The sequence below is a fragment of the Bradyrhizobium sp. SZCCHNR1053 genome (assembly GCF_032381235.1).
Classification (GTDB): Bacteria; Pseudomonadota; Alphaproteobacteria; order Rhizobiales; family Xanthobacteraceae; genus Bradyrhizobium.
Genome location: NZ_JAUHJM010000006.1, coordinates 317881 through 336757 on the forward strand (window position 1 = coordinate 317881; position 18877 = coordinate 336757).

The window sequence follows — 18877 nt, forward strand, 5'->3', positions numbered from 1 at the left end:
CTGCATAGTCCGGATACTGGATCGCGAGCGGCGGCAACGGATCATCGCCGCCTGCGGCGAAGACGCCATACAGCGCCGAGAGCTCGCGGACGATGACGCCCATCGACCATCCGTCGGAGATGATGTGGTGCTGGCTGAGCAGAACAACGTGATCATCATCGCCCAGACGGATCAAATGGCTGCGGATCAGCGGCCCCCGAGCGAGATCGAACGGCGCGCGCGTGCACTCATCCAGCACGTCGCCCAGCCGCTTCTCGCGGTCCGGCCGGCCGCGAAGATCATGCATCTCCAGCGGCAGGCTGGTGTCGGACGGCAGCAGCGCAATTCGCGGCTCGCCGTCCTCGGCGACAAAGACCGTCCGCAGCACCTCGTGCCGGGAGAACAGGCGCTCGAGGCTGCGGCGCCATGCGCCGATGTCGAGCCGGCCGCGCAACCGCAGCGCCACGTCGATGTGATAATTCGCGCTTCCGCCATCGAGCTGCGCCAGCAGCCACAGCTGCTGCTGCGCGAAGGAGAGCGGCAGCCGGCCCCCGCGATCGACGATCGGGATCGTGTTTGTGTCGCGTCTGGGGGCGTTGCGGCCGCGCTGTCGCGCGCGCGATGCCAACCGGCGCAGCGCCTCCGGATCGAGGTCACGCAGAAGAGGCTGTCCTGATTGTCCGCTCATGATAGCTCCGCCGTCATCAGTTCCTGGAGCTCACCTTCGGCGAACTCCTGCTCGATCAGACTGATCGAGAGGACGCGCGCGAATTCCGCCAATTCCGGATGAGCGAACAGCTCGGACAATTGCACCGACGTGCCGAACTCCTGCGCGACACGGCCGAGCAGCCGCACCGCCAGCAGAGAGTGGCCGCCGAGCCTGAAGAAGTGATCGCCCCGCCCGATGCGATCGAGGCCGAGCAGCTCCGCCCAGATGCCGGCCAGGATGATCTCGATCTCACCGACCGGAGCCTGATAGTCGTCTCCCGCTTCGCCTTGTGAGGCCAGCGGCAGCGCCTTGCGATCGACCTTGCCGTTCGGCGTCAGCGGCAGCCGCGGCAGCACGATGACGCGCAACGGCACCATGTAGTCCGGCAGCATGGCCGTGAGCATCGCGCGCAAGTCGCCGCCGTCGAGGGTGCTGTCACTGCTGACATAGCCGATCAGGTGTCGCCCGCCGCCGAACTCCTGCGCGACCACGACGCTGTCGCGAACGCCGGGCAGTGCGCGCAGCCGCGCCTCGATCTCGCCGAGCTCGATGCGATGTCCGCGCATCTTGACCTGGTGATCGGCGCGGCCGACATAGTCGAGCGTGCCATCGGCACGCCAGCGCGCCAGATCGCCGGTCCGGTACAACCGCGCACCGGGGCCGCCCAACGGATCGGGAACGAAGCGCTCTGCGCTGAGCCCGGCGCGCCGCCAATAGCCGCGCGCCAGTCCCTCGCCGCCGATGAACAGTTCGCCGGTCACGCCGGGCGGCGCCAGATTGAGATTGGCGTCGAGCACGTAGAGCGTGGTGTTGCCGATCGGACCACCCAGCACCGGCATAGGATCGTTGGAATCGAGCCGGTGGCGCGCAGACCACACCGTGGTCTCGGTCGGCCCATACATGTTCCAGACCTCGCCGCTCAGCGCGACGAGCCGCCGTGCCAGATCGGGAGCCAGCGCCTCGCCGCCGCAGAGTACGCGACAGCGACGAGGCAGCGCGGTCCCGTCATGATCGAGCAGCATGCGCCAGCTCGACGGCGTCGCCTGAATCATGGTCACGCCGTGCCTGGCCACGATCGCCTTCAGCGCCGTCGGATCCTGCGCCGAGGCGCGATCGGCCAGCACGATCCGGGCGCCCCGTGTCAGCGGCAGCCACAGCTCCAGCACCGCGATGTCGAACGACAGCGAGGTCAATGCCAGCACCCGGTCGTCGGACGCGATCCCCGGCTGCTCGGCCATCGTCGCCAGGAAGTTCGTCACTGCGCCGTGACGCACCATCACGCCCTTGGGCAGGCCGGTCGAGCCCGAGGTATAGATGACGTAGGCGAGGCTCTCCGGATGGATGGTGCTGCCGAGATTGTCGGCGTCGCCCGCATCATCGTCGCGATCGAGCAGCCAGGCCTCGGCTCCGCTATCGGCCAGCGCAAGCGCGAACCGATCCTGCAGCCCAGCTTGCGTCAGCAGAAGCCTCGCGCCGCTGTCGCTCAGCATGTGAGCAAGACGCTCGGCCGGATAATCCGGGTCGAGCGGCAGGTAGGCCGCACCCGCCTTCAGCACGGCGAGCAGCGCGACGATCATCTCGGCGTCGCGCTCCAGCGCCAGTCCGACCACGACATCGGCGCCGATCCCGCGCGCGCGCAGTCGCCGCGCCAGCCGGTTTGCGCGCGCGTTCAACTCGCCGTAGCTGATCCGGCGGTCGCCGCTGACGATCGCAACCGCGTCCGGGACAACCTTCGCCCGCGCCTCGATCTGCGCCACCACGCCGGGCGCTGCGTCGATCAACGGACGTGGGGATGACGTCTCGCCAATCGCAGCTCCACTCCAGCGCAAGAGCCACGCCAGCGCCTCCCCATCGACCATTCGAAGGCTGCCGGTCGGACGGGTGGCATCCGCCGAAATCTGCATCAGCCAGTCCCGCAACGACGCGCTCACCCGTCGAATCGCGTGCTCGTCCAATTGCGCACGATCGTAGTTGAAGTCGAGGCGCAGGCCCTCGGGTCCGTCGAACACGATGACCGCGATCGGATAACTGGTCGGCGTCACATGTTCGACCCGCCCGATCTGCGGCCCAGCACCGTTGCGCGCGGTGAGCGCCTGATCGATCGGATAGTTCTCGAACACCATCAGGCTGTCGAACAGGGGCTGCCCGGCCCTGTCGGCGAGGCGCTGGATCTCGTGCAGCGGCAGCCACTCATAGTCGCGCGCCGCGACGCTCTGCGCCTGAAGGGTTCGCAGCCAGTCGCCGGTCGCGGTCTGCGGGTGCGCGCGGTCGATCAGCGGCAGCGTGTTGATGAAGAGGCCGACCATGTGCTCGGCGCCGGCAAGCTCGGCCGGACGGCCCGAGACCGTCACGCCAAAGCAGACCGAGCTTTGTCCCGTATACTGCCGCAGCAATTGGGCCCAGGCCCCCTGCAGCAGCGTATTCATCGTGATGCGCTGTTGCGTCGCGAACCGCCGCAGGCGGGCAGCGAGATCGACGTCCACGCGCAGCGTCAGCCGGCCGTGGCCGCTCGCAGCGTCGATCGCGCAGCTCGCACGCAAGGCGTCGGCGAGCGGCGTTGGCTCATCGAAGCCGCGCAGCGTCTCGCGCCAGAAATCCACAGCCGCCGCGTGGTCGCGCGTCTGCAGCCAGGCGATGTAGTCGCGATAACTGGCTTGCGCCGCCGACGGCGCAGCGCCGCCGATCTGCTGCAGCACGTCTGCGAGCAGCCGCGCCGAGCTCCAGCCATCGATCACGATGTGATGATGCGTCCAGATCAGCCACAGCCTGTCATCGCCGAGCCGGACCAGCCGCAGCCGCTGCAGCGGCGGCCGGGTGATGTCGAAGCCGAGCTCACGCTCGCGCCGTGCCGCCTCCGCAAGCGCCGCCTCGATATCCGCCGCCGCGACCCCATCAGCAATACGGCTGCGCCAATCCTCCTCGACGACGGGCACCTCGAGCTGACGGTAGACGATCTGCTGGGCCACTCCGGACAATTGCTGCCAGACGAATCCAGTCCGCAGCACCGCATGCCGCGCACTCGCCGTCTGCCATGCCGCACGCAACCGCGCCGGCGTCACGCCCCGGAGCTCGATCGAGAGCTGGTTGACATAGACATCATCAGCGCCATCGCGCAGGGCATGGAACAGCAAGCCCTGCTGCATCGGCGACAGCGGATAGATGTCCTCGACGGAGTGACAGTCGATCGTCGCGCAGAGCCGGTCGAGCGCCGCCTGATCGAGCCCCGCGAGCGAAACGTCGGACGGCGTGAGACCGCCGGCGCCGCCGAGGCAATGATCGACGAGACCGTGCAGCGCCGCCCGATAGAGCTCCGCGAGCCGTTCGACGGTCGCGCGCCGATAGCGCCGGCTGCCATAGCGGAAACCGAGACGCAGCTGCCCGTCACGCACCTCGCCGTTGATGGTGAGCCAGGCCCGCAACGGCGTGTCGGCGGCTCGCATCGGTCCCGGGTTTTCCGGCGCAATCCGGTACGGCGCCGACGCGCCGAGCTGGCCATCGAAGCGGCCGAGATAGTTGAAGACGATACGCGGGTTCGGCACCGCGGCCAGCGCCTCGCGATGCTCCTTCGCACCGAGATGGCGCAGGACTCCATAGCCGAGCCCGCGATCGGGCACGGCGCGCAGCGTCTCCTTGACGCGGGTGATGAGCGCGCCGTCGGTCTCGCTGCCGCCGTCGAGACGGACCGGGAATGCGGTCGTGAACCAGCCCACCGTCCGTGTGAGGTCACAGTCCGCAAGGACATCCTCGCGGCCGTGGCCTTCGAGCTCGATCACGACGCCATCGATCCCACGCCAGTTCCAGACCGCACGCGCCAGCGCAGCCAGCAGCAGGTCGTTGACCTGCGTGCGATAGGCCGCAGGCGCGGCATCGAGCAGCCGTTCGGTCAGCTCCGCCTCAAGCTTCAGCACGACCTCCTCGGCGTCGGCTTCGACGTCGGTGCCACCATGGTCGTCGTCGCAGGGCAGCTCGCTGCCGTGGGAGGACGCCAGCCAGAACGGCATCTCGCCGACCAGCCGATCGGAGGCCGCATGCGCGCGCAGTCGCTGCACCCAGGAGGACGGCGTGGAGCTCTGGGGCGGCAGGTTGACGGCGCCCGCCTGCCCCGTCAGCTGCTCGCAAGCCGACGCGATGTCCTCGAGCAGAATCCGCCATGACACGCCATCGACGGCGAGATGGTGAATGGCGATCAGCAGCCGCTGGCTGCCGTCGCGCATGTCGAACCCGACGGCGCGCAGCAGAGATCCCGATGCCAATGACAGGCTCGCCTGCGCCGCCGACGCGTTCGTGCTGATGTCGGCCGGCTCCACTGCGGTGCGGAGCCAAAGCAGGTCAGGCGCGGCAGGCAGGTCGGACGGCACCGCCTGCCATTTACCCGCGACCTGCCGATACGTCATGCGAAGCGCATCGTGATGCCCCACAACGGCAGCGAGCGCCCGCTGCAACACGCTCCAGTCGATCCGGTCCCGCGGGATCAGCAGCACCGCCTGGTTGAAGTGATCGCGGTTGGAGATATCCTCCGCGAAGAAGCGCAATTGGATCGGCAGCAGCTCCGCAGCGCAGGCGTTCATTGCGTTACGTGCTGCTGCCGGCGGCGTGATGGCTGGCGCGGAGGTGGTCGCAACCACGCCGGCCAGCGCCGCTATCGTCTGCTGCGCGAACATCTGCTTCGGCGTCAGCATGACGCCGCGCTTGCGCAGCCGCGCGATGATCTGCAGGCTGAGGATGGAGTCGCCGCCGAGCTCGAAGAAATTGTCACTGCGGCCGATCCGCTCGCGGCCCAGCACGTCCTGCCAGACCGCGGCGATTGTCTCCTCCACCGCCCCGACCGGGGCGGCATAGGATAGCACGGCGTCCTCGTCCGGCTGCGGCAGCGCCGCGCGGTCGAGCTTGCCGTTGGCGGTCAGCGGCAGCCAGTCGAGCACGACGATGCGCGACGGCACCATGTAGTCCGGCAGCATCGCCGAGAGTTGCTGCCGCAGCGTCTCCGGCTGCAACACGGCGCCCGCTGCAGCGACACAATAGGCCACGAGCTCCTGACGCTCCTGCTCAGCATCGACGGCGCGGGCCACGACGGCCGCATCGGCGATGCCTTTCAGCAATGTGATCGCGCGGCTGATCTCGGCGGGCTCGACGCGGTAGCCGCGCAGCTTCACCTGATCATCGCGCCGGCCGAGGAACACGATCCGGCCCGCTTGATCACAGCGCACCAAATCGCCGGTCCGGTAGAGGCGTTCGCCTGCGGGTCCGAACGGATCGGGAATGAAGCGCTCGGCCGTCTGTCCAGGCGCACCGCGATAGCCGCGCGCCAGCCCGGCGCCGCCCACATAGAGTTCACCGGTGACCCCGGCCGGGACGATATTCAGCGTATCGTCGAGAACGTAGGCGCGCAGGTTGGCAAGCGGCAATCCGACCGGCAGCACACCTTTGGCCTCGGCGTCCGTCCACTCATGGGTCGTCACGCCGACCGTCGTCTCGGTCGGGCCGTAGTGATTGACGATCCGGCAGTGCGGCCGCAGCCGGCGGACCTCTTCGATCAAGCCGGGATCGCAAGCCTCGCCGCCGAGAATCAGCACGTCGCGCGGCAGAACGTCGGCCGAGCGCCGCGCCCGCAACAGGCCGCGCAGATGGCTCGGCACGATCTTGAGAATCCCGACCTCGCCGTCGCGCATCGCTTGCGCAAACGCATCCGCATCGAACGCGGCATCGGCCGGAAGAAGATTCAAGGTTGCGCCGCTCGCGAGCGCGCCGAACAGCACGGTGTGGCCGAGATCGGCGGCAACAGTCGAGACCATCGCCATGCTCGCGTCGGCGCGTGGCCGCAGCCGGGACAATAGCGCCTGCACATAGTTGGCAAGTGCACCGTGTGACACGGCGACGCCCTTGGGCGCGCCGGTCGAGCCCGACGTGTAGATGATGTAGGCAGTCTGCGCCGGATGAACGTGCGGGCGAATGAACTCGCCGCGAGACGCATCGCTGCGCGACTCGCCATCCAGCGCGACGCATTGCAACGCGCTCGCCGCAGCGAGGCATTCGCCGGTCGCTACCAGGGTGTCGATGCCACCATCGTGAAGAATACGGTCAACACGCGCCACCGGCCACGCCGGATCGAGCGGCACGGCGGCGCCGCCCGCCTTCAGGACGCCGAGCAGCGCCGCGACGAAGCTCGGCGACCGCTCGATCCACAGCGCCACCGGCGTCTCATGCGTGACGCCCGCCGCAACGAGCGTGCGCGCGATCTGGTCCGACCAGCCCACGAGCTCGGCGACGCCGACGGTGTCCTGTCCTTGGCGCAGCGCGATCCGATCGTCGCGGCCCGCGAACGCAGCGTCGATCAGATCGAGGATGTCCATCGATGGGAAGCTCTTCACCTCCGCCGCGACGACCTGCCTGACGGCTCGCGAGATTGCGAAGTCGCGCAGCGGCCGGTCGATGCCCGCCGCGATCTGCCGCAGGAAATCGACGAGCTGGCTCCCGATCCGCTCGACCGTGGCCGCATCGAACAAATCAGTTGCGAAATTCAGGCTCGCATTCATGCCCGTTGGGCCGTCGATGATGTCGAGCGCGAGATCGAAATGCGAGCCGGCGAGATCGACGATGCGCGGCTGGGCGTGCAGGCCATCGCCGAGCGCAAATCCGGCCGGCGCGGCCATGTAGTTGAACTTGACCTGGAACAGTGGATTGTGGCCGCCGGAGCGGGTCGGCTTCAGCGCATCGACGAGACGGTCGAACGGCAGATCCTGATGTGCAAGCCCGGAGATGACCTCCTCTTTCGCCTGCCCCAGCAGCTCGGCGAAGCTCATGCCGTCGGCCACGTCGGCCCGCAGCACCAGCGTATTGACGAAGCAGCCGATCAGCGACGCCAGCTCGGCCTGGCGGCGCCCGGCGACGGGCACGCCGACGCGCAGGTCGGAGCGGCCGGAGTAGCGGAACAGCAGCAACTGATAGGCGGCGAGCAGCAGCATGAACATGCTGACGCGATGCTCCCTGGCGAGCGCGCGGAGCCTCAGCGCCAGATCGGGCTCGATCTCGACGTGAATGGTGTCGCCGCGATAGCTCGGTAATGGCGGGCGCGGCCGGTCGAACGGCAATGCAAGCGGCGTATCCGCGTCGCCGAGCCGCCCGCGCCAGTAGGCGAGCTGCTGCGCAGCCTCGGGGCCGGAAAGCCAATCCCGCTGCCATGCGGCGTAGTCGGCATATTGGACGGCGGATGGGGACGGCGGCGCCCCTGCCCCGCGCCGGAGCCCGTCATAGAGCGCGGCGATCTCCGCCAGCAGCACGTCGAGCGAGAGGCCGTCGGCTACGATGTGATGCGCCGATAGCAGCAGCACGTGGCGGTCGTCCGCGAGCTGCATCAGCACGGCGCGCAGCAGCGGGCCATTGAGCAGATCGAACGGCCTTGCCAGCTCCTCGCGTGTCCGCGCCGCGACCCGCGACGCGCGCTCCGCCGCCGGGCTGCGCCGCAGATCCTCGACCGCGACCGGAATGTCGGGCGCCGCATGGATGACCTGCACGACGCGGCCATCCGGGGCGGAGAAGGTGGTGCGCAGCGTCTCGTGGCGGGCGACGATTTCGGTCAGCGCCTGCACCATCAGTGCCTGATCGAGCGGGCCGTCGAAATGCACCGTGCAGGCGATGGTGTAGGCCGTGCCGGCCGGATCCATGCTCCAGAGAAACCACAGCCGCTCCTGCGCGGGAGACAGCAGCTCGCGTATGCCCGCCGGTGCCGGCTGCAGCGGCGGGAGCACTTTCGCGTCCGCGCCGGCCGCATCGATAAGCTCTGCGAGCGCGGCGAGCGTAGGCGCATCGAAGAAGCCGCGCAGCGCGAGCTCGATTCCGAACTGCTCGCGCACCATCGCCGTGATCTGAGCGGCTGCGACCGAGTTGCCACCGAGCATGAAAAAGTCGTCGTCGCGATCGACGGTCTCGCGCCGGAGCACATCCCGCCAGATCAGCGCAAGACGGCGTTCGGTCGCCGTCGCGAGCTCCGGGGACGGCGATGGGTCCGCCGCCTCGCGTCGCTGCTCGAACACCATGAAGCTATCGAGCGTGCCCTGCACCCATCTGGCGCGACAGGCGGACCGCTGCAGCTTGCCGCTGGTGGTCAGCGGCATGCCTTGCGGGTTCAGCAGCACGACCACCGCCGGATATTCCTGCGTCTGCCGCATGACCGCGTCGCCGATCGCCTTGATCAGCACGTCGGCCGGCGTTCGCCGCAGCACTGCCCTGCTGAACTCGGCAGCTACGCCGATGCCTTCGACGCCATCGATCTCGACCGGGAAGGCCGCGACACGTCCCTTCCGAACCGAGGCCACCTCGGTCTCGACGGCCTGCTCCAGATCGAATGGATAGATGTTCTGGCCGCGAACGATCAGCAGATCCTTGAGCCTGCCGGTGACGACGAGATCGCCGTCGCGGACGAAGCCGAGGTCGCCGGTCCGCAGCCAGCGCGCGCCGTCGCGAACGACGAACGTCTGCTGCGTCGCCCCGGGATTGTTCCAATAGCCCTGCGCGACGCTCGGGCCTGCGACCCAGATTTCGCCGACCTCATTCGTCCCGGCGCCGGCGGACGCATCGACCCTCATGATGCGCACGGCATGGCCGTCTGCCACGGCGCCGCACGCCATCAGATCCGTGCCCTCGCCGGCGTCCGCAACGCGCCCGCCGGCGAGCGCTGCGGGATCGAGCGTGTGACAAACCGCCCGGCTCGCGCGGTCGCCTGCCGTCACCAGCAAGGTCGCCTCGGCAAGGCCGTAGCACGGCGTCAGCGCGCGAGGATCGAAGCCCGCCGGCCGGAAGCGCGCGGCAAATCGATCCAGCGTCGCGCGGCGCACGAACTCCGAGCCGGAGAACGCGAACCGCCATCGGCCGAGGTCCAGCCGCGCGATCGCTTCGTCCGAGATCCGGTCCGCACAGAGCGCGAACGCAAAGTCCGGCCCGCCGCTGCAGGTGCCGCCGTGGCGATGGATGGCGTCGAGCCAGCGCCGCGGCTGCTCCAGGAAATTGCGCGGCGACATCAGCACCGCCGTGAAGCCCGTGAACAGCGGATTCAGCAATCCGCCCATCAATCCCATGTCGTGATAGAGCGGCAGCCAGCTGACGAAGACGTCATCCTTGGTCCCGCCGAGCACCGCCTCTATTGCGATCTCATTGGCGACCAGGTTCCGGTGAGTGACGCAGACACCCTTCGGCTGCGACGTCGAACCCGACGTATATTGGAGGAACGCGATCGCTTCGCCGTGCAAGTCCGTCTCGCGCCACGATGCGGCGGCATCGACCGGCACCTCGTCGACGGCAACAACATGAGCATTGGTCTCGCCGAACGCAGCGACGACGGCGTCGCGCAGACGCGCCTGGGTGAGAATGAGCCGTGGCGCCGCATCGCGCAGGATGCCGTCGAGCCGGCTCGTGTAACGCTCCTTCCCGGTTTCCGGCGGATAGGCCGGCACGGCAATGACCCCGGCATAGAGGCACGCGTAGAACGCGACGGCATAGTCGGGACCGTTCGGCAGCAGAATCACGGCGCGCTCGCCTGCGCCGGCAAGCTGCTGCAGATGTGCGGCCGTTGCGCGAATGCGTCGATCCAGCGCCGCGAATGTCAGCTCGTCGACGACATCGTCGCCTTCGATGAAGCGCAGCGCCGGATGATCGGCACGCGAGGCGGCATGCTCGCGGAGTCGTTCGACGAGGGTCTGTGTCGGCATCTTCCGAAGGTCCGATAACAATGTGAGGATCGATCGCGCAGGCTCAATTCACGCGATGGGCTTGCGCCATCGCGACGATCACCCTGCGCGGCCCCTTGAACGGCTCGCGCGCGTGCGCCGTCAGCATGTTGTCGAGCATGACGACGTCGCCGGTCTGCCAGGGAAAGACGATCTTATGCCGGTCGAGCACGGCTCTGACCGTGGCCAGCGTCTCATCCTCGATCGGCGAGCCGTCGCCGTAGAACGCATTGCGCGGCAGCTCGAGCGGATCGCCGACGATGTCGAGAAGACTTTCCCGCACCTCGGGTGCGAGGCTGGAGACGTGGAACAGATGCGCCTGATTGAACCACACCATGTCCCCGGTCACGGGATGCACCGCCGTCCCCTGGCAGACCTGCCGCGTCCGCAGCTCGTCGCCATCCTTCCATTCGCAGGCGATCGCATGGGAGGCGCAATAGGCCTCGACCTCGGCCTTCGACCCGGTGCCGAACACCTGCCGCCAGTCGACGTCGAGTCCGCTGCCATAGTTGCGGACATACATGACGCCCCGCTCGGCGAAGCGGTTACGTATCGCGGCCGGCATGTCGCGATGGATCGACCGGCTGTCGGCGACCGGCGTCTCGCCGCCCTGCTGCGCCGCCTGCTCGCAATAGAACCAGATCTTCATCGGCCAGTCGCGCGTATAGGCCTGCTCGTTGTGCAGCGGGATGCTCTGGTGCGGCGGATATTCGGTCGAGGTGTAGACGCCGGCACTGACCTGCGATCGCGGCGTCGAGCCGAATTCATAGGACAGCAGCGGATGGCCGAAGCTCGCGGCGAAGCTCCTGAACGCCTCGGCGCCGTCGAGATGGAAGCCACGGAAGAGAATTCCGCCGCACGCATAGAGCTGGCGCTCGACCATGTCGCGGACCTCGCTGACCGCCTCCATCAGCGGCTGCTGCGTGCGGCTGGCCCGCAGAAGGAACGGCAATGATTCCTGTTCTATTTTAGATTGTATCGCGAACATGACCTCTCCCCGTCTCCCGTCGATTTCAGCATTGAAGTCTCTTCACCAGCCGGCTTCCCGGCTGGGTCCTGCTTTCGACGCGCCGCTCAAGGCCCCGCGCGAGCAACGGCGAGCTCCGGCCATGCCCGACGTACCAGCAATGCGGCAACAAGCTTCAGCAGATCCGCCTGCCGGCTGTGGATGAAGAAATGGTCGCCCGGCAGCATGTCGCGGCCGAACGTGCCGGAGGTCTCGGCCCGCCATGCCTCCAGTGCCTCGGCACGCGTTTCGTCGAGCTCTCCGCCGAACACGTGCAGCGGACACGGCAACGGCTGGCGCCGCCGATACACGTAGTTCCCGCACATCAGGAAATCGGCCCGCAGGATCGGCAGCGTGCTGCGCATGATCTCCATGCTCTGCAACGCTTCCGGCGGTGTGCCGTTCAGCCTGAGAAGCTCCTCGCGCAATGCGGCGTCACCGAGCGGCTCGCGCCAGCGGCTGCCGTCGCGCACGGCCGGCGCTTCCGTTCCGGACACGAGCAGCATGTGCGGCCTTGGTGCGCCGAGCGCGAGCAGCCTGTGCGCGAGCTCGAAGGCGAGCAAGCCGCCGAGGCTGTGCCCGAACAGGACGTAAGGCTCCGCCAACGGCGTCCCGATCAGTTCGGACGCGAGCTGATCGACCAACGCCGTCGCATCCGTTTGCAGCGGCTCGTCCATCCGTGCGCCCCGTCCTGGCAGCTCCAGGGGCTGGACCTCGATCCAGGACGGAAGACCTCTCCTCCAGCGCGCATAGACCATGGCGCTGCCGCCGGCATAGGGCAAACAGATGAGCCGCATCGCAGCGATCTCCTTCGCGTCAGGATTCGGCTGATGCGAGAGCGTTGTCCTGCATAAATTTGCGCAGCGAGAGCGGCCGCATGTCGGTCCACACCTGCTCGATATGGTCCAGGCATTCCTTCTTGCTTCCGGTCACGCCGACGGCCGTCCATCCGTTCGGAATGTCCTTGAAGGTCGGCCAGATCGAATATTGCTCTTCGTGATTCACGACGACGGTGAAGGTGACGTCATCTCTGTCGAAGACCATCATGCCCGGCTACTCCTACTAACAATCGACGTTGATGAACTACGAGTAATGCAGTTGATAATGACAGTCAAAAGGATACCGCCGATCGAAGTTTTTAATCTCTCCAAGGTGACACGCAGGTGACGATTCAACACGAGGATGTATCGGCTCCAACTAGATGATTTGCTGACCCGACCGCTTTGTCATCGCGGAGATGATCACGCCTCGACGCAATCGATGAACTACGCAAATTTTCATCAGATTGGAATTGAACGCCGTCCGCATCGCTCAGACTAACAAGGCCGCCGCACAACGGCCGTGCGGCGGCCCCATCATCGCCAACGCGTATCGACGTCCTAGAAATTGAACGTCGTGGAAACGAGATAGGTGCGCGGCGCCCCCAGGGTGATCACACCGCTATAGGCCGACGCCCAATACGCCTTGTCGAAGACATTCTCGACGCTCGCCCGCAGCACGATCGGCTTGCCGTTCCAGGGCGAAGTGAAGGTGTAGCGGGCGCCCAGGTCGACGCGTGTCCAATCCGGCAGCGAGAGTTTGTTGGCCGCGTCGACATATTGTGCACCGGTGTAGACGACCCGCCCCGTCAGCGTCAGATCCCGCACGAACGGTGTATCCCACTCGGCGCCGAGATTCACGGTGAGTTCGGGCACGCCGATCGCCCGCTTGCCGTCCGTCAGGCCGCCCGAGGTCTTCTCCTGTACGCCGTGAATATACGCGACGCCCCCCAGCAGCCGCAGCGTCGGCGTGACCTCGCCGAATACGTTGAACTCGGCGCCCGTATTGCGCTGCCGGCCATTCAGCTCTTGAGTCAGCACTCCCCCTGAACTCGTGGTAATCACGCTGGGGCGCGAGATATCGAAGGCGCTGACCGTGGTCGTGATTCGGCCGAAGTCGACCTTGATGCCGGTCTCGACCTGCTTGGTCTGCCCTGGCGGGAAGACCGTGCCGCTGTTGGCATAGCCGGCGGCGACGACGGTCGGGGTCTGCAGGCCTTCGATGTAATTGGCATAAAGCGACACAAACTCGACGGGCTTGACCACGAGTGCATAGGCTGGCGTCCACACCGACGTGTCCTCGAAGGGGCGGCTCGATGCTGGAGTAACGAGATTCGTGACTTCCGTTCCCGCGGTTTGTCTGCGCACACCGACGGTCAGTTGAATCCGCTTGTTCAGCAGCGACATCGTGTCGGAGACGCCGATGCTCCAGAGATTGGCGCCGACGGTCTGATTGGCCTGGAGCGTCGCAAAGCTTGGCAACGCGATGTTGGTCGGCTCGCTGTAAAGGCTCCACGTGGACGATCTGCCGACAACCACCTGCTGGTTGTAGGTGCGGTCGGTAACCGAATAGCCGACATTGATGGCATGGTTGATCGGGCCGGTATCGGCCGTCATACGCAGGCCAGCCTCCCCGGCGTACGTCTTGTACGTCTCGCTTCCCGTTCCAGGAGTCCCGGACAACAGGCCAGCGTTGCTCGAGAGCACCGGCGATGGATAGCGGTAGTTGATGTTGCTGTCGTGATAGCCGAATCCGCCATAGGCGGTGATACGATCGTTGAGATCGACTTCGCCTTTCACCGTCGAGAAGAAATCGGTCGGCGCATAATACGCCCACGGCACCTGGAAATTGGTGCCGGACGACGGTGGCGACGGAATGCTGGTGACAGCAGTACCCACGCCGAAAAATCGCAGCGGCGGATTCAGCTTGTCCGCCTGATAGCCGACATCGGCATCGATTCGGACATTCTCGCCATGATAGTCGACGGCGAGGTGGGCATTGCCGAACTCGTCGGTCTGCCGGTTCCAGGGGGTATCGCCGTTCGAATACTTGCTGTTCAGCCGGACGCCCCACTCCTTGTGCTCGCCATAGCGACGGCCGACGTCGATCTGCTCGCCGAATTGCGTCTTGGACGCATAGGTCGCCGTTAGCTGCGTGATGTCGGTGTCGAGCGCGTGCTTGGTGACGAGATTGACGCTACCGCCGACCGCGCCGCCGCTTGAGGCGCCAGTGCCGCCGACCGTCATGCCGTTGAGCAGAGCTGCGGGCCCCTTCAGCAATTCGACCCGTTCGATGAAATTGGCGCCCGTCGAATAATATGGCGCGATTCCGGCCAGCCCGTTCAGGGCGTAGTCACCGCTGTCGTAGTAGAAGCCGCGGATGAACAGGCTGTCGGCGCCGCCGCCGGCGGCTTGGATCGTGCGCACCGAGGGATCATTGATCAGCACGTCGCGGATCGTGCGCGCCTGCTGGTTCTGGATCAGTTGCGATGTGAAGCTCGTCTGATTGAACGGCGTGTTCATCACCCCGCGGTTGCCCAGCAGCCCAAGGCCGCCGCCGCTCGCGACCTGGCCGCCGGCATAGGGCGACGGCGGCGCGCCGATCGTGCCCGTCGACGGCGTCACGTAGGCCACCGGGGCGGTCGGCGGCAGGTTGCGCGGCGCGACGCGGCGCTGCTGAGCGGTCCGCGTCGCGGTCGTCTGCGGTCTCGAAGCGGTCTGCCGGACTTTCGGCTTCGGCGCGTCGACGGTCACATCGGGGAGCTTGGTCTGCGCGAAGGCCGATTGAACGCCTCCGACATTCAGCGAGAGCGCCAATGAGCTCACAAGTCCCAACGACATCGTCAATCCAACGTCTTTATCCCAAATGCGACAGACCATCCTGACACCCCGATCATTCCAAGTTCCAACTCGGCTCGTCGGTGGTCCTAACACACAGGTATTTGAGGATGGCGCCGCGCGACGTAGAACTCGTCTAACGAGCGACAGCTTCGCCGAATCGATCGGATCAACAGATTGTCGCTACTACGAGATTCTTTTCCCTCCGCTTCTTTGAAGCCTTCAAAAGAAGCGCATGTCGCGGGGAAGAGCGATGCGATCGCGTCGGCTGATACAACTCACGACACCGATCGTCTCGAACTCATCGAAATAATTTCGATCAATCATACGATGATAACTAATCACATTGCCACTTTTGAATCAATCTTTGCTTTCAAATGCGCCACATCTCCGCCGCGCCGCGCGCAGATCGGAGAAGGCATCGAGACATTTGTATCTGCTTGTTTCCAGGCCGGAGTGACGCCGCTCGCGTCGGCGCTCGCTGCGCGAGACCGATCACGCGCCGCCGACGCAGCGCGCTGCCATCGCAATGAGGCGCCGCGCGAGAGAGGACGCGTGAGAGAAGAGATGCGTGGGATCGTTGGCCGGCCGAGCGCATCAGGGTCGTCGCGCGGAGCGCGTCGTCCAGCAGCGCGGATCGAGGTCAATGATGCGGGGTATCTTCCGCCGACCGACGGAGGCGCTCAGAGCGGCAGATCCTGCGTCCCGGCCTGAGCGCCTTGCGCTCCGGCCTTCGCGCCGCGGCTTAGTTTCGTGCCGTACGCGAGCGACAGCAGAATCGGAATCGACAGTCCGAGCCAGCACAGGCCGTCCCAGAGCCCGTCGCCGAACAGTCCGAAGATGAGCCCGGCTGCGGCGACCAGGCCGATCAGCAGCGGCGCACGAAACACCTGCCAGGTCGAGAGTTGCGCGACGCGGGCAGATGGCGTCGCCGATGCGGCCGAGGAGCTCATGGCGACACCACCGCGGGCGCTGCCGACCTAACGACGCCGGACACCCTCCTGCGGAAGCCCCAGCGCTTGGCGGCCCACAGATAGAGTCCGCTGCACAGCACGATGATCGTGATGACATCGAGAACGGCCCAGATGATCTTCAGCGGCAGTCCGCCGTAGTCACCGAAGTGCAGCGGCCGCGACACCTGCAGCGCGGTGAGATACCAGGCGAGCTCGGGCGCGACCATCTTGCTGCTGTCCTGGGCGTCGACCAGAACCGGCTTGAACATGCGCGCGGCAAATGGCGTGCGGCCCTTGGTCCAGATCATCAGATGCTGCGGGCTGCCGAACCGCGTCGTCGTCGGCAGGGTGATGGACGTCACCAGCCGGTCAGGAAACGCGGTGCGGACGGCGCCAACGGCGGCCTCGATCGATTTTGCTTCCGCCAGCGGCTTGCCCCGATAGGGCGCGAGCAGTGCCGGCATGGTCTTTGCGCGCCAGAGATCGAACAGCGGCACGGCAAGCGTGTTGATGGTGCCGGTCAAGCCGACCGCGAGCGCCCAGCTCACCGTGACGATGCCGAGCAGATTGTGCAGGTCGAGCCATTTCAGCCGGGCCGAGCGATCCCGCACGGTGCCGAACTGCAAGCGCCGCATGAACGGCCAGTAGACGACGACGCCAGAGACGATGGAGGCGGCGAACACCAGTCCCATCAGTCCGAGAAAGAGCTCGCCCGGCAGGCCGGTGAACATGTCGCGGTGGATGCGCAGGATCACGTCCATGACGTCCTGATGCGGCGCCTCCTCGCCGAGAACGACGCCGGTGCGCGCATCCACGGTGAGGCGATGAAACTGCCCGGGCACCGGAATGGCGGTCGGCGACATCGCGACCACAATCAGCGGCTCCGCCTGCCTCAGGCTCACGAACAGCGCATGCTGCTCCGGCAATTGCTGCTTGGCCGCCGAGATCAGGCGGTCGAGCGGCAGCAGCGGCGTGTCGGCCGGCATCGCCGGCGCGGCGATCTCGTCCTCGAAGAGATGATCGATCTCGTCATGGAAGATCAGCGGAAGCCCGGTCAGGCACAGCATCAGCAGAAAGATCATGCTGATCAGCGACGTCCACGTATGGACCTGAACCCACAGCCGCATGCGCTCGAACCCACCCTTCTTCATCGACGTTGCACGTGATGATCCGAACGTCCGGCAAGAGAAGGGCCGCAGCAAACTGAATCGATCTAAAACCGTTGGAATTTCTTTAAAGTAGCGCGCCTGTCTGCCGCAACCAGCGGAGCTACAACGTGAATTTCGATCGCGCCTCGCACCATCGACACATATCGAAAAGCTGCCGCGCATGGCCGCGCGGAATGCAACCGGCTCTGGCTGCATCCGACGATGCGCCAGGGCCGGGCCGCAAACGCCGTCTCAGAATGGATAATGCCGCTCGCCGGTCTGCACCGTGATCCAGCGCAGCTCGGTGAACTCGTCGATCGCGGCCTTGCCGCCGAAGCGGCCATAGCCGGAGGCCTTGACGCCGCCGAACGGCATCTGCGGCTCGTCATGCACCGTCGGCGCGTTGACGTGGCAGATGCCGGACTCGATGCGCTTGGCGACGCCGATCGCGCGGGCGATGTCGCGGCCGAACACCGCCGACGACAGACCATATTCGGTGTCGTTGGCGACGCGCACGGCCTCGTCGACGCCGCCGACGCGCACGATGGTGACGACGGGGCCGAAGCTCTCCTCGCCATAGATGCGCATCGCCGGCGTGACGTGATCAACGATGGTCGCGGGCATGATCGTGCCGGTGCCGCGGCCGCCGGCGGCCAACACGGCGCCCTTGGCCACCGCGTCCTCGATCAGGCCGCCGACACGGTCGCAGGCGGCGGCGCTGACCAGCGAGCCCAGCACCACATTGCCCTTGCGCGGATCGCCGTAAGGCAGGCTGTTGGCCTTGGCGGCGAACTTTGCGACGAATTCATCCGCCACCTTGTCGTCGACCACGATGCGCTCGGTCGACATGCAGATCTGGCCCTGGTTCATGAAGGCGCCGAACGCGGCGGCGTTCACCGCGGCGTCGAGATCGGCATCGTCGAGAATGACCAGCGGCGCCTTGCCGCCGAGCTCGAGCAGCGCGCGCTTCAATTGCTTGGCACAGGCCATGGCGATGAGACGGCCGACGCGGGTCGAGCCGGTGAAGTTGACGCGGCGGATCGCGGGATGGGCGATCAGCGCCTCGACCACCGCCTGCGCATCCTCGGGCGCATTGGTGACGACGTTGACGACGCCGTCGCCGAGACCGCCTTCGGCCAGACACGCGCCGATCAGCCGGTGCACGCCCGGGCTCATCTCCGAGGCCTTCAGCACCACGGTGTTGCCGCAGGCGAGCGGCATCGCCACCGAGCGGACGCCGAGGATGACTGGCGCATTCCACGGCGCGATGCCGAGCACGACCCCGACCGGCTGGCGATGCGCCAGCGCGATGTTGTCGGGCACGTCGGTCGGGATCACCTCGCCCGCGATCTGCGTCGTCATCGCCGCGGCCTCGCGCAGCATGCCCTCGGCGAGATGCACGTTGAAGCCGGCCCAGCCCGCCGTGGCGCCGGTCTCGGCCATCATCAGCGCGATGAACTCCGGGGCGTTGCGCGCCAGCGCATCCGCAGCCGCATTGAGCCGCTTGCGGCGCTCGCCCGGGCCGAGCCGGGACCACGCCGGAAATGCCGCCGCGGCGGCATCGGCGGCGCGCAGCGCGTCATCGATCGACGCCGCCGCAACGATGGTTGCGATCTCGCCGCTGATCGGATTGAGCCGCTGGAAGGTACGCTGGTTGGTGGCGGACTGGTCCTTGCCGCCAATCAGGAGATTGATCGCGTTCATGGG

General features: G+C 66.6%; 9 protein-coding genes (1 of these 9 cut by a window edge). All 9 read right to left on the reverse strand.

The genetic code is table 11. The annotated features are described in order from the left end of the window. A protein-coding gene (locus QX051_RS17550) for a non-ribosomal peptide synthetase (RefSeq protein WP_315776985.1) crosses the window boundary here: on the reverse strand, window positions 1-667 show its start. It extends 5933 nt beyond the left edge of the window; only the first 667 of its 6600 coding nucleotides appear in the window; the start codon lies at window positions 665-667; the stop codon falls past the left edge of the window. Next, window positions 664-10389, reverse strand: coding sequence for a non-ribosomal peptide synthetase (locus QX051_RS17555; RefSeq protein WP_315776987.1), 9726 nt, complete (start codon window positions 10387-10389; stop codon window positions 664-666). The genes QX051_RS17550 and QX051_RS17555 overlap by 4 nt, the downstream gene beginning before the upstream one ends. A 43-nt stretch (window positions 10390-10432) precedes the next feature. After that, window positions 10433-11359, reverse strand: coding sequence for a TauD/TfdA family dioxygenase (locus QX051_RS17560; protein ID WP_315776988.1), 927 nt, complete (start codon window positions 11357-11359; stop codon window positions 10433-10435). Window positions 11360-11481: 122 nt separating this feature from the next. Next, a complete protein-coding gene (locus QX051_RS17565) occupies window positions 11482-12210 on the reverse strand; it encodes a thioesterase II family protein (RefSeq protein ID WP_315776989.1) in 729 nt (242 codons plus the stop codon). A gap of 19 nt (window positions 12211-12229) precedes the next feature. Next, entirely contained in the window at window positions 12230-12460 is a 231-nt protein-coding gene (locus QX051_RS17570; protein ID WP_315776990.1) for an MbtH family protein, read from the reverse strand. Between the two features lie 332 nt (window positions 12461-12792). Continuing rightward, a complete protein-coding gene (locus QX051_RS17575; protein WP_315776991.1) occupies window positions 12793-15072 on the reverse strand; it encodes a TonB-dependent receptor in 2280 nt (759 codons plus the stop codon). A gap of 680 nt (window positions 15073-15752) precedes the next feature. Next, window positions 15753-16022: a hypothetical protein gene (locus QX051_RS17580; RefSeq protein WP_315776992.1), complete on the reverse strand. Its 270-nt coding sequence runs from the start codon at window positions 16020-16022 to the stop codon at window positions 15753-15755. Next, a complete protein-coding gene (locus QX051_RS17585) occupies window positions 16019-17149 on the reverse strand; it encodes a PepSY-associated TM helix domain-containing protein (protein WP_315777027.1) in 1131 nt (376 codons plus the stop codon). Before QX051_RS17585 ends, QX051_RS17580 begins: the two co-directional genes overlap by 4 nt. 273 nt (window positions 17150-17422) lie before the next feature. Continuing rightward, a complete protein-coding gene (locus QX051_RS17590) occupies window positions 17423-18874 on the reverse strand; it encodes an aldehyde dehydrogenase (RefSeq protein WP_315776993.1) in 1452 nt (483 codons plus the stop codon). Window positions 18875-18877: the final 3 nt, after the last annotated feature.